The organism is Methanorbis furvi (assembly GCF_032714615.1).
Classification (GTDB): domain Archaea; phylum Halobacteriota; class Methanomicrobia; order Methanomicrobiales; family Methanocorpusculaceae; genus Methanocorpusculum; species Methanocorpusculum furvi.
In genome coordinates this window covers 292,923-305,016 of record NZ_JAWDKA010000001.1, presented here as the reverse complement: position 1 = coordinate 305,016, position 12,094 = coordinate 292,923, and the positions used below count along the sequence as shown (strand labels likewise).

The 12,094-nt window shown below is 45.5% G+C and carries 11 protein-coding genes; 2 read left to right on the top strand and 9 right to left on the bottom strand.

The window, feature by feature from the left end:
* Positions 1-81: 81 nt before the first annotated feature.
* Complete coding sequence (locus tag McpAg1_RS01510; RefSeq protein WP_338093519.1) at positions 82-1,116, bottom strand: hypothetical protein; 1,035 nt, start codon at positions 1,114-1,116, stop codon at positions 82-84.
* Positions 1,117-1,242: 126 nt separating this feature from the next.
* Here McpAg1_RS01510 and McpAg1_RS01505 point away from each other — a divergent pair, with 126 nt between their 5' ends.
* Positions 1,243-2,556, top strand: a complete 1,314-nt coding sequence (locus McpAg1_RS01505) for a uracil-xanthine permease family protein (RefSeq protein WP_338093518.1) — start codon at positions 1,243-1,245, stop codon at positions 2,554-2,556.
* A 197-nt stretch (positions 2,557-2,753) separates the two neighbouring features.
* Here McpAg1_RS01505 and McpAg1_RS01500 read toward each other — a convergent pair whose 3' ends face one another.
* The 5 genes from McpAg1_RS01500 to McpAg1_RS01480 form a co-directional block, all read right to left on the bottom strand.
* Positions 2,754-3,734 carry a magnesium transporter CorA family protein gene (locus McpAg1_RS01500; RefSeq protein ID WP_338093517.1) on the bottom strand — a complete coding sequence of 327 codons (981 nt, stop codon included), beginning with the start codon at positions 3,732-3,734 and terminating at the stop codon, positions 2,754-2,756.
* A 307-nt stretch (positions 3,735-4,041) separates the two neighbouring features.
* Complete coding sequence (locus McpAg1_RS01495; protein WP_338093516.1) at positions 4,042-4,833, bottom strand: winged helix-turn-helix transcriptional regulator; 792 nt, start codon at positions 4,831-4,833, stop codon at positions 4,042-4,044.
* Complete coding sequence (locus McpAg1_RS01490; protein WP_338093515.1) at positions 4,808-5,629, bottom strand: hypothetical protein; 822 nt, start codon at positions 5,627-5,629, stop codon at positions 4,808-4,810. Before McpAg1_RS01490 ends, McpAg1_RS01495 begins: the two co-directional genes overlap by 26 nt.
* Before the next feature lie 67 nt (positions 5,630-5,696).
* Positions 5,697-6,773, bottom strand: coding sequence for a hypothetical protein (locus McpAg1_RS01485; protein WP_338093514.1), 1,077 nt, complete (start codon positions 6,771-6,773; stop codon positions 5,697-5,699).
* Positions 6,774-6,800: 27 nt separating this feature from the next.
* Positions 6,801-7,610 (bottom strand): hypothetical protein, encoded by an 810-nt coding sequence (locus tag McpAg1_RS01480; RefSeq protein ID WP_338093513.1) that lies wholly within the window; start codon positions 7,608-7,610, stop codon positions 6,801-6,803.
* 205 nt (positions 7,611-7,815) lie between these two features.
* Here McpAg1_RS01480 and McpAg1_RS01475 point away from each other — a divergent pair, with 205 nt between their 5' ends.
* Positions 7,816-9,051 carry a hypothetical protein gene (locus McpAg1_RS01475; RefSeq protein ID WP_338093512.1) on the top strand — a complete coding sequence of 412 codons (1,236 nt, stop codon included), beginning with the start codon at positions 7,816-7,818 and terminating at the stop codon, positions 9,049-9,051.
* Between the two features lie 131 nt (positions 9,052-9,182).
* On the opposite strand, the gene McpAg1_RS01470 is transcribed toward McpAg1_RS01475, so the two are convergent.
* From McpAg1_RS01470 to McpAg1_RS01460, 3 genes are all read right to left on the bottom strand, one after another.
* Positions 9,183-9,872: a hypothetical protein gene (locus McpAg1_RS01470; protein ID WP_338093511.1), complete on the bottom strand. Its 690-nt coding sequence runs from the start codon at positions 9,870-9,872 to the stop codon at positions 9,183-9,185.
* A 115-nt stretch (positions 9,873-9,987) separates the two neighbouring features.
* Complete coding sequence (locus McpAg1_RS01465) at positions 9,988-10,257, bottom strand: hypothetical protein (protein WP_338093510.1); 270 nt, start codon at positions 10,255-10,257, stop codon at positions 9,988-9,990.
* A gap of 176 nt (positions 10,258-10,433) precedes the next feature.
* Entirely contained in the window at positions 10,434-11,309 is an 876-nt protein-coding gene (locus McpAg1_RS01460) for a hypothetical protein (RefSeq protein WP_338093509.1), read from the bottom strand.
* Positions 11,310-12,094: the final 785 nt, after the last annotated feature.

The following is a 12,094-nucleotide window of genomic DNA, read 5'->3' as shown; positions in this document are numbered from 1 at the left end:
GACGCTGCGTTATTTCTGAGGCATTCGCGGAAAATCGAGGCGCATGCGTAAAGAAGCAACACCTGTAAAAAAGTAGAATGATCAGAACAAGGGCAGTTTTTTGCTCTGACTAAACACGGCGAACGCGAGGTAGACTGCAATTACCAGCTGAATAATATTCAGTGAACACAGGAAAACTGGATTTCCTGCGGTACCGAAAAATGAAAACAGCAGTACGCAGGAGCCGGACAGCACAATCATTATCGCTGGAAGAATTCTTGCATCGCTTCTCAGTGCCAGGAAAATTCCAACAAAGATGACCATCACACCAATTGGAACAAGCATCTCGATTGCACTCGTCTGCGACCCGAGGGCGAAGAAAAGTCCGAGAAGGAAAAACATGATCGGCGTGAACTTCATTTTCCCGACAGCCCAGAGAAGGATGCCGACAAACATCAGCATGAGACCTGCCGCAACTTCGAGAGCCGCAACATTTTCCGGCAAAATAATTGTCCATGCGGTACTGTGCAGAAGAGCCCAGACGGCAAAGATCATGCCAAGCAGCAGATAACCCAGAACCGAGCCGCTGGTTTTGAAGTCGGTTTCGGTATCTGCTCTGAGTGTATCTGAAAGTGGCAGCTTTAGTTTCTCACTCACACAAGCGAAGGCATAGTAGATCAGAATTACCGCGGCGAGAATCAGAAGAGCGGCGGAAAAACTGTTCGCCTCAAGAGCGGACGTCCACATCCAGTACACTGCAATAAGAATGAGGGGAACAGACAGCAGATATTTTGTTTTGTCCTTAGCGGTGAGGATAACCAGCGCTAAAAGGAGAAGGAACACTCCGGTAATAAGGGTCACCATATCAGGGGAGACAGCTTTTACTGTCTGAAGCGCCGGAAATGCGGTCACCAGTCCGGTCATGAGAAACGCAATTGCGGCGATGTCGCGTTTTCTCTCAATCGCAAGAATGGTGCCGAAGATTATCAGCGCAAGAGCGGCAAACAAGGAAACATTTCCGATAAAAGCCGCCGGCATTATCTGACAGATAAAAAATTCCATCAGAATAAATGCCAGAACGAGAAAACCTGCCGCAGTGGTGTAGTTTCTCATCTCTGATAATGAGGATTCATTCATGATTTTGTATATCGGCTCAAGGGTGATAAAAATATCCTTGGTTCTGCATATCATCTCTGAGTTGCCCACAAAAACAGTGAATTATGTTATTAATGATCAACCACACATACATCTAATAATTATTCCATGATGTTCCGCTACCAGATTGATGACCGGGTTCCCCTCAGAGAGTTGATAACATCCGGCATCATGTGGTCGATCTGTTCCTCGATTTTTGTCATAATTATCGCAAGTGTTGTGGGAAACCTCTACGGCTTCACCCTCGCAGACACCATCTGGTACACGCAAAAGATGCTCATCATCTCAGGAGTCGCCGTGATTTTGCAGGTGATCTTCGGCCACAAACTGCCGGTGGTGTTCGGGCCGTCCGTCATTTTTCTCACCGCCGTGACCGCGTCGGCTGATTTTTCCGTGGACGTTCTTGCAACATCCATCATCCTCTGCAGTGTCGCAGGAATTATTATTGCCAGAACAAAAATTCTCGAGTTCGTCGCACGGCTGTTTACGGTCAGGGTCATTGCAACCGTTCTGATGCTTTTGTCCATCACTCTTGTTCCGACATTCGTCCGGCTTCTGGTAAATATGGATCAGCCGGGAGGGACTGCGGCAAAACTTGCGTTCGCTTTTGTGCTTCTGGTGTGTATTATCGCCCTGAATCACAGGTTGAAGGGATTCTGGCGGGCGACGCTGATGTTGTGGATGCTGGTGCTTGGAACGGTTGCGGCATTTTTTTGTTTTCCCGGAACAACGCTGCCGTTTGTGGATATGTCAGAGCAGACCCAGGCATTTTCGGGTCTGTTCATCACGCCCGGGTTTGCGCCCGGGGTGTTTCTGTCGGTGTTCATCTGTTATCTTGCGGTGATGGTGAATGATATTGGAAGTGTCAAAAGTGTTGTCGAGGTTACCGGAGCCGATCCTGCCCAGACCGAGCCGCGTCTGCGGCGTGCTCTTTCGATTACGGGTGTGATGAATATCATCTCCGGAGCGTTCGGTGTTATCGGCGGTGTCAACTACTCCATCTCTTCAGGGATGGTGCTTGACACGAAGAATGCCAGCCGGTATCCACTGATTGCAGGAGGAGTTCTGATGATCGTCTGCGCCTGTATTCCGACGCTGATTATTCTCATCGATTCGATTCCAACCGTCGTCACCGGCTGTCTGCTGATTTTTATCATGACCACCCAGCTTGCCGCAGCGTTTGGTGTCCTTGCCGGACGCGACGATGCTCCTCCGATGACCTTCAACGGCGGAGTTATTATCGGATTTTCCCTGCTGATAGCAGCGACCGTTGCGTTCCTGCCTGCGGAGTTAGTGGATACGATTCCGGCAGTGCTGCGGCCGGTGGTGGCAAACGGGTTTGTGGCGGGAACTGTTGCGGTGATGATTCTTGAGCATGTAATATTCCGAAAATATGATGATGAAATTTTGAAACGCGAATAGCGCAAATAGCGCGAATAAAAAATCGCCAATGGCGATTTTTCAAAATAAAATTGTCTGTGATTTTCGGAAACGTGAGTTATCTCTAAAAATAAATAATTTTAGTGAATTTTGAAAAATCGCCATTGGCGATTTTTTTATTCGCGCTATTAGCGTTATTAGCGTTATTCGCGTTTCAGAATCACGCGTTTACCAAAAAATCAGATAACCCGCTTGTGGAACAACAGCCAGAGCAGTACTGCTGACATGCCAAGAGATCCTGCGATCAGCAGCAGAAACGCAAACGGATTGTCGGAGAAAAGATCAGGGATGATGACGTTCATCCCGAAAAAGCTCGCGATCATAGTGGGGATGGTGAGAACGATCGTCACAACAGTGAACAGCTTCATGATGCTGTTGACATTGTTGTTGATGATAGAAGCACACGTATCCATGATGCTGCCAAGTGTGCTGCTGTATGTCTGTGCCATCTCGAGTGCCTGCCGGTTTTCGATGATGGTGTCGTCAAGGAGGTCCTCGTCCTCTTCGTACATGCGGACTTCGGGTGTGGGAAACCGGGAGAGTTTGTCCAGCACGGCACCGTTCGCCTTGAGAGCGTTGGTGATGTAGACGAGGGATTTTGAGACGCGGAGCATGTCATACAACTCCTCGTTTCTGGTGGCCTTGTAAAGGTTTTGCTCTATTTCAACGGTAAGTTTGTCAATCTGGCGAAGATGCTGGATGAAGAGTTTGGCGTTTTTGTATAAGAACTGAAGAAGGAACCGTGTTTTTTTCACGGTGGAAAAATTTTTTATTTTTCCTTCGATGAAGGACTGAATTACGGGGTTTTGCCGAAGAGAGACAGTGATGATGATGTCGTCCATGACGATGAAACCGGACGGAATAGTACTGTAGCTCGCAACACCGTGCGGTTTTTCGGCAGAGGCTGTATCAATGTAGTCAGTTTCGATGTACGGTGTGTCAACAATAATGAGGGTTCTGCCGTCGTCATGTTCGATACGGGGGCTTTCTTCGTCATCAAGCAGGGTCGTGATGTCGTCGCGGGGGATTGATAAGGTGGTACAGACGCGGGTGATCTCATCTTCGGTCGGCTGAATCAGGCGAACCCAGCATCCGCTGGTGATCTCGTTTACGCGGGATGGTGTTGCGGAGTTATCTTGGGTTCGGTAGATTTCAAGCATGCAAAATTCCCCGACAGTATTTTGTGCGGGTGCTAAATGATGTATTTGTATGGAGAATATATAGGCTCTCGGGAAGTACTGTGATCTTCTGTCGCCCACGAAAAAGCGGAGTACACGGAAATTTGACGGAGAAAATATCACGGAGTAGACGTGAACAGCACGGAATCCGAAAATAATCAATTTCAGTGATGTTCACGTCTGCTCCGTGATGTTTTTTTCAGTGGTCTTCAGTGTGTTCTATTTTTCCGTGGGCGGAGCTACGATCAATACCGAAAGTACCGGAACTATACGAAAAAAATAGTGATGGTTATTCGTGAGGAAATATTCGCATGCCGCGTCCTGCCCGCTCGACCGTGACAAGATCATTCTTCTCAAGCCTGCCCAGATGCCACGTGAGTGTTCCTGAGGTGATTCCCGCACGAGCGGCAAGCACGGTTCCGGAGATGCCGGGATCTTGTTCGATGATCTCCAGAATTTTTTCGGTGGTGGGATTTTTGCACACGGTCATTTTGACGGTGTCATGATAACTCAGTGTTGAGCCGTTTGGGAAGTAGTAGTAGGTGTGTCCGGCATTTCTTGAGACAATCTGATGTTCTCTTTCCAGAACTGCGAGATGATATCTGAGGGTTGCATGATGGATGCCGGTTTTTTCCCTGAGGGCTGATGCAGAGCTGCCGGGCGCTTCGCGAATTTCATCAAAGATTCTGTCACGTACCGGACTGGGCGGGGCCTCGCGGGTTTTGCCGATCATAATCGGAAGAAAGTGAAGGGAGACGAAGACGATTACGGCAATGCTTGAGACTCCTGCGGCTGCGAGAATCCATGAGGGAACTTCGGACTCGGCACGCGCAGAATCGGCACGATTGATGTCTGAAAACCCTCCCGGATGTTCGGGAGGATTTTCATTGACATAGTAGCCTCCTTCAGAGGGAGTTTTTACTCCAAGTCCTCCGGTGATCCATGAAGGAACATCAGCAAAGCTGCGGGGGGCGTCGCCGCTCGCGGCAGTATCATCATCTGCGACCGCTGCGGGTATGAGACAGAGGCAGACGATGAGGACGGACGCAATCAGGTTAAATAGTGTAGTTCTGAACTCCATCGACTTTCACTCCTTGAATGCAGTACCACCATTCACCTTCGGCAACGCCTTCAGGACGAACGATGTAGGTATGAATCTGCATCTTTTGCGGGTTGCTGTAAAACGATTCAGCTTCAATGAACGGACCAAACACACATCTGTCCGGCGAGTAGATGGTGATGCTGAGATTGTTTTGGATGTTCGCAGGATTTTCCCACTGGAGATCAACAGAGATCCGGGTCACGTTTGCGGTGACATTTTTAGAGAACCATTGCGTCTCACCTTCGGTGATGGATGCACCACCGCGAACGCCGACATCCGGGCCACGCTGGGCACGTACCATGCCGCTCAGATGTTTTCTGAGATCCTCAGAGAGATCTAAATAAATCTCAGTCTGAGCAATTGCCTGATACTCACCTTCGGTGATCTCCAGTTTCTCAATGGCATCCATCAGAGCAAAACGCTCCCTGCCGATAGCTTCATTGAGAGTAAATCCAATACCGGTTCCACCATCAGTTCGATCAAGCTCTTTCAACTCCCATATATGAGTGAAAGCAGCGAGCTTTTCCTTGTGCTCGGGAGAGATTTTTGCATACACCTGAGGCCAGATCTTTTCCAGATATTCAGCGGTGGTCATTTCGGTCCCGTTGTACTGTTCCATCAGGTCAAGACTTTTTTGGATCTGCAGATAATTTTCCTCTGCTGGATCCACAGCGAGAGCAGGGATTATCAGCAGCAAAAACAGGAAACCTGCCAGAAGAATGGTTTGAGGTATTTTTTTAATTGATAGCACCTCCTTTGTTCGATATGCTTTCATTCGCATGGAGGCGTATATAATATCTCTGGCAGTTGTGTCAAAATGAATGTGAAAAAAATTTGAAAAATTATTTTTTTCTCCAGAGAACGGCAAGCACACATGCCAAAGCAAACGCGATCAGGCCGACGGTCATGCCAAGTGGTGTTCCTGTTTGTGTAGGTTGCGGAGACAAAGTTTGTTCCTCCATTTGAGATACGATAGTGGATCGAACAATAGGGGGAAGATCAACTTCAACAAGTTTCACCGTGATCACGCCGGTTCCTTCATCCCATTGAGACATGAGAGCATGTGGAGGATAGATCTGAGATGGATGGATCCCATTAGGAAGGATCAACGGTTCTTTCTCATGAGTTTTCAAATTGAGCATACGGTACTGCAGTGGATCTGGATACTCATTGTCCACAAGACTGAACAAACTATAGACGATAGTGTCCCCCCAGATATTTTCAAGATACTGGCTGTACCCATTTTCCTTTGGAAGAGTGGTCGTTTCTCCTGACGAGATGTTGTAGGCATAGAGATATCGTTTGGATGGATCTGCTACAAGCATTCCTGAATCTGAGTACACAAAATAATCTCCGGAAAGAAACATTGGATTATTTGGATCAGGATACCCACCGGGAAAAATCTGTTTCTTCTCCCCAGTTTGGAAATTATATAACATGAACGTAAGATCTCGTGGCCAGTAATTTCCATACCAATTAATAAAGTGAACTCCATCCGTAGCAAAACCATTACCACCCGAACTAACAGAGATATCGAGCTTAACTAATGTGTTGGATTCGGGAATATACGAGTAGAAGCCATTAGTTCCAATAAAATAAATTACTCCATTTGCCACAACTACGTTAGAACCGGCGGCAGAAAGAGACTCTGGAATAGTTGAAAGAGAGTGTTGAGACAGATCATAAAGATGTACTCTTCCTTTTTTATCCTTTTTTAAATGAAACTCGGGCATGACAATATATCTATCATCAGATACAGAAAGCCTCACAAAATAATCTGGCGTTGATTCATGAATTATCTGTGGCTCAGAGAGCGTCTTTACTTCGAGAGCTAATGCAGTGGGGAGACACATAATAATTAAAAGAGAAAATATGAATGTAAATAATAATTTAGATCCCATAATTAAATCAACTTCCATATAAAAAATAAATGATTTCCTAGATGATCACGGCCATCCGGGGTAATAAACGGATGAACTATCTGTTGCCTGTTCTTGATAATATGAGGCAGTTGATGCATATGCCATTGCATCTGCACGATAGGAACCTGCTGGAAGGTGATCAATCATATTGTTAGATGAAATATGATTATATCCAGAACTTACAGTAGGTATCTGAGATCCATCTTCATATGCAACAGTACTTCCTACTTTTGTGTTGCCACTGTTGTAGATAAATGTTTCTGCATAGTGGAATGTGGGCCGATAATAGGCATCAGTCCATGTCGCACCTGATGACAAATAGAATTTGAGATACATCCTGTCGATGGTAAATGTCGTATCAACATCCACCATCAATGACGAGGAAAGGGCAGACACCTGTCCACTTAACGCGATTTTCGTAGCCGCAGAATGCATGTTCGGGAGGTTTGCAAGATGGGCCTTCGTTTCGGCACTCATGTCTGCCCACAGTTCGGGCCAAACGATCTGCATGTACTCAGCCTCAGTGATTTCCAGATTCTCAACAGCATCCATCACAGCAAGGCGTTCTGGGCGGAAAGAGGTTAAAGCCATGGTTTTTCCATCGATAACAGTGCCTGACTCCATCTCCCAGACCTGATCAACTGTGGCAAGTTTTGCCTTGTCTGCGGGAGAAATCTTCTGATACACCTCTGGCCAAACAGTCTGAATGTATTGACCAGACGTCATCTCAGTTCCGCTGATCTGATCAATCAGTGCAGCACGTGCCTGATCCTGCAGCGGGCTATATGCCTGCACATCTGCAACCACAGGAACTGCTGCAAAAAGCAACAGCAAAGCGATTGCACATGACAGTACAATAAATAATCTGTTTTTCTTCATTTTCGACACCATTGTTTCCGTCAGTAAAGAACTGACTAATGACTCACTTGATCGGACACACTATAAATAATATCTGGCAGATCTATCAAAATATCATGAACAAATACTTTGAGAAAACTTAGATAAAACATAAATATCGTCAAGAGAAAGAACAAAAAACATGAAAAAATATTTTTCAGGAGTTTTTGCATTATGCGTGGTGGCAATATTGATCAGTTCTCCGGCATATGCTCTTGAAATATCCGAAAAACCAGAAATAATCTACGAATTTCAGGACGAATATTTTTACAAAAATATTGCAACAGATGGAAACTACATTCTGATCTCCGAACTCAAATCAAACAAGGATCAACAAAATGATCTCACATCTGAATTCAGATGGATTGGAAATTTCTACCTTTACGATATCAGCGACAAAACATTGCGGGCAATTGCGGGAGACTCTCCGGTTCCGGGACTCGCAAAAATTCTTGATGGTGTCGTGTACTACAAGAGTGCAAGCAAGCAAAATCCCGCTTATTATCGATACAAACCTGAAACTATCTCTCCTGAAAAACTCAATATCCCGACAGATCGGGGAAGTGAAAATTTCATTACTGATGGAACATACTTCATAGTTGCAACAGGAACTTCCTGGCCGGATAATGTTATTTTAACTCTCTATAATCTTCAGACAGGTGACAGTCAAAAAATCCCGACCCTCGTAAATCCTGATCCTGATAGATTTTACCTCTCCGGCACAGACATTATCTATCAGCAGTTGAGAGATGCCGGAAACAACCTCATATACATCTACAATATAACCTCAGGACAAACAAAAACCACTGGAACGCAGGATAACTACCAGATGCTGTTGGGTGCCTCAGAAAACAATATTCTGTATCTTTGGAATGAAGAAGCTACTCCGCAGGATGGAAAATATCAGCTGGACGTGCAGGATATCAAAACCGGAAAGACAACGATCATCTGTGATGAGCCAATGTATTTGGCAGCGGCACCTGAAAGAAAAACCATGAACTATCAGATGGCACAGATTGGGGGGTCTACCATTCTCTGGCCAGGTACCACATATGAATCCGATATTCGTCATTCGAGCACACAACTCTACGGGATTTCGCTGAACGAAAATACCGGAGTACAACTTCTTTTGAAAGATTTCCCAGGATGGGAACAGATATTTTCAAAAGATATTCTCGCATGGATTGATACCGATGATCAAACAGGCACAACCACCGTGTACATGACAGAGCTTATTGTATCTCCGGCAACGGAGACACAAGGACCGGTTTCCGTTGCACCATCATCAACAACAGCAGGAAGTTCGATTGGCATGGTTGTCGGAACAGTTGCATTCATCTTGGCTTGCGTACTTGCGGTTCTTTGGAGAAAAAAATAATTATCATAATTTCAATCGAAAATAGAGACAACTGAAAAAAAGAGAAGTCACTACAATGGGCTTCGCCAAATTTTGGATTGGATTTTTTTGGAAAAAATTCAAAAAAATATTGGAATAAAAATTCCGAAAAATTATTTATTTCTCCAGATGATCGCGAGAACACATGCCAAAGCAAATGTAATCAGGCCGAAAGTCATAGCGAGAGGTGAGCCAGCACGAGTGCTCTCCGGGAGAACCATCTGCTCTGTACTTGAAACTGCAGCGATTGACTGAACAACGGGAGGCATCTCAAGAGTGGCGAGTTTTATCAAAATTTTATCCGATGCCTCATTATACTCAGGCAATACAGCGTACGGCGGATACACCCAAGAGGGATTGCTCCCCTCCGGTAACTGAAGAGATTCAGTCTCGTGGGTTTTCAGATTGATCGTTTCAAAACGTGGAGGCGTCAAATTCGATCGTTTCGCGGGATCTCCCAGTTCACACGCAAGGATGTCTCCCCAGATATTCTGAAGATATCGGGAGTACCCTTCCTCATTGTTCTCAATCAGATCTTCAGTTTCGGAACTGAGATTGTAGACATGGATTTGATCGGCTGCATCAGAGATTCCTGCAGATGGATCAGGAAAATATACGAGATAATCTCCGGAAATCAGTATCGCATCGGGAGATGGCGTCCCTCCTAAATACAACGGCTTCTGCTCCCGGGTCAGAAGATCGGAGAGGGTGAAGGTGATATCACGCGGCCAGTAGTCACTCTGCATGGAAAGGAAGTAATGACCGTCCGTAACAAAATCCTCACCCGGTACATTCAGCTTCACGGGAGCGGAATCTCCCGGAGTATAGGAGTAGAATCCTGTATGCCAAGAAGGGTTTCCATACTGATCAGCATTTGGAACGCAATATTTGGGAGTAAGCCAGTACACCGTTCCATTTTTAGCAAGTTGGGCTTTTAGTGAAGGAATATTTCCAGGGATAGTAATGAGTATTTTTTTTGTCAATGTCATAGAGATACAGGGAACCGCCACTGAGATATCCTTCTTTATGATCGCGGGATGCGGCCACTGAATCATTCCAGAGAAATTCGGTCATCAGGATGTAGTTTTCATTGATGAGGAGATCATTCAGAGCATATCCTTCCTGAAACTCACAGATAACCTCCGGCTCACCGACGATGTTCACGTCAAGAGCCGATACAGAAAACATACAGCAGGACACAACAACACAAAACAAAAACACGTACACACATTTGCTCATGTCGCTTCCTTTTCAAATGTATGTATTTATTTTTTCTCTGACTTGTGTCAAAAGGTCAGCACAAAAAAATTCTGATAAAAATATTTCAAAAAAAGAGAGTGAAAACTCTCAGATTATTTTTCTAATCAGATATTTTTCCGCATGTTTGGAATGCGGGCAAGATTCTTGCGGGTATCATCATTCATATCCAGATACAACTCAGGATTGACGATCTGCATATACTCAGCTTCGGAGATATTCAGTTTCTCAACCGCCTCCTGAATCGCGAACCGCTCCGGCCCCTGTGGATCATGGAGAGTCAGACCGATTCCGCGACCGCCCTCCGTAACATTCAGAGGTACCAGCTCCCACACATGGGAAAACGTTGAAAGCTTCTCCTTGTGTTCCGGCGCAATCATCGAATACACATCCGGCCAGACTTTTTCCAGAAACTCAGCGGACGTCATGACTGTTCCGTTCAGCTCCTCAATAAGAGCAAACCGTTTTTTACCGGTCAGATCATCTCCAAGTCTGTCAGCAAGGCGATCACGTTCCTCCTCGGAGATGACAACCGGCTGAGAGGTTGCGGTTTCCTTTGGATGGTGCATGTTCGGCATGTGGGCAAGCTGTTCACGATTTGCCTCGCTCATATCTGCATACAGCTCTGGCCATACAATCTGCATATAGACAGCTTCAGAGATGTCAAGATCTGAGACGGCATCCATCAGAGCATAACGCTCCACAGCCTGAGGGTCCTCAAGCGTCATGTCAAGACCATGACCACCTTCGGTTTTCTTAATCTCCTTGTACTCCCACACATGAGGAATGGAAGAAAGAATATCTTTGTTTTCAGGCGTGATCTGAGAGTACACGCCCGGCCAGTACGTATCAAGATACTCTGCCGAACTCATCGGTTGGTTGGCGGGTTCCTCAGAAGCACTCATCGGAACTGCTGCAAATGCAAGCAGCAGAATTACTACGGCAGCTCCGAGAATACCTGCAATATTATAGGATTGTTTCATGATAATTCACCTGTTCTATCAGGAATATTCCTGACATACAGCAAACTGGGCATTACAGGATATAAGAAAACTCTCTCAGATCTATCAAAATATCAGAAAATTTCAGAGGATAAATAAAACAGATCATCAAAAGAGTTAGAGAGAACCAAAAAAATTTGTGAAGGACCAAAACAACGGGTACTGTCATCTGTTTTTCAGTTCTTGGGGTGTTACAAAATAAAATACGACATACCAGCATATAAACCCCGGACCGCGCGTACTGAAAGTGCTCGTAATTCATCATTGCGAAAAAATAACAGCCGCCAAATACACAACTGCGAAGCCGAACCAAAAACATAACAGAAATAACACCCTCGAAAACGAAAAACTCCGATGCCCAAAATATTTTGATCATCAGTCACAAATTCCTGCGAAAAGAGTAGGAGAGGCAGGGACTCATGAAGGACCAAAACCACGGGTACTGTCAGAGGGCCGCTGTCTCGAGGGGTGTTACAAAATACAATACGACATATCAGCATATAAACCCCGGACCGCGCGTACTGAAAGTGCCCCCACTGATTTTTCGGGACAAACATGAGTCTCCCAAAATGACAACGTCAAAAAACCGGATGGCAGCCAGAAAGGAGAGAAGGGCATCCCTAAATCCCTCATAAACAAGGATTTTCGGGTTTTTGAGGGATTTTGCAGTACAGACCCTCATTCTCAGAAGGATGAATCACCTTAGGGCACTATATATAGAGGTTTAAAAGGCGTTTACAGAGGTCAGGTATGGGAAGGGTATCTGA

Coding starts and splice junctions, on each gene's coding strand:
- McpAg1_RS01490 (WP_338093515.1), bottom strand. CDS start 5,629: ATGAAAGCATATCGAACAAAGGAGGTGCTATCAATTAAAAAAATACCT.
- McpAg1_RS01465 (WP_338093510.1), bottom strand. CDS start 10,257: ATGTTTTCTGTATCGGCTCTTGACGTGAACATCGTCGGTGAGCCGGAG.
- McpAg1_RS01460 (WP_338093509.1), bottom strand. CDS start 11,309: ATGAAACAATCCTATAATATTGCAGGTATTCTCGGAGCTGCCGTAGTA.
- McpAg1_RS01495 (WP_338093516.1), bottom strand. CDS start 4,833: ATGGAGTTCAGAACTACACTATTTAACCTGATTGCGTCCGTCCTCATC.
- McpAg1_RS01475 (WP_338093512.1), top strand. CDS start 7,816: ATGAAAAAATATTTTTCAGGAGTTTTTGCATTATGCGTGGTGGCAATA.
- McpAg1_RS01485 (WP_338093514.1), bottom strand. CDS start 6,773: ATGGAAGTTGATTTAATTATGGGATCTAAATTATTATTTACATTCATA.
- McpAg1_RS01500 (WP_338093517.1), bottom strand. CDS start 3,734: ATGCTTGAAATCTACCGAACCCAAGATAACTCCGCAACACCATCCCGC.
- McpAg1_RS01505 (WP_338093518.1), top strand. CDS start 1,243: ATGATGTTCCGCTACCAGATTGATGACCGGGTTCCCCTCAGAGAGTTG.
- McpAg1_RS01510 (WP_338093519.1), bottom strand. CDS start 1,116: ATGAATGAATCCTCATTATCAGAGATGAGAAACTACACCACTGCGGCA.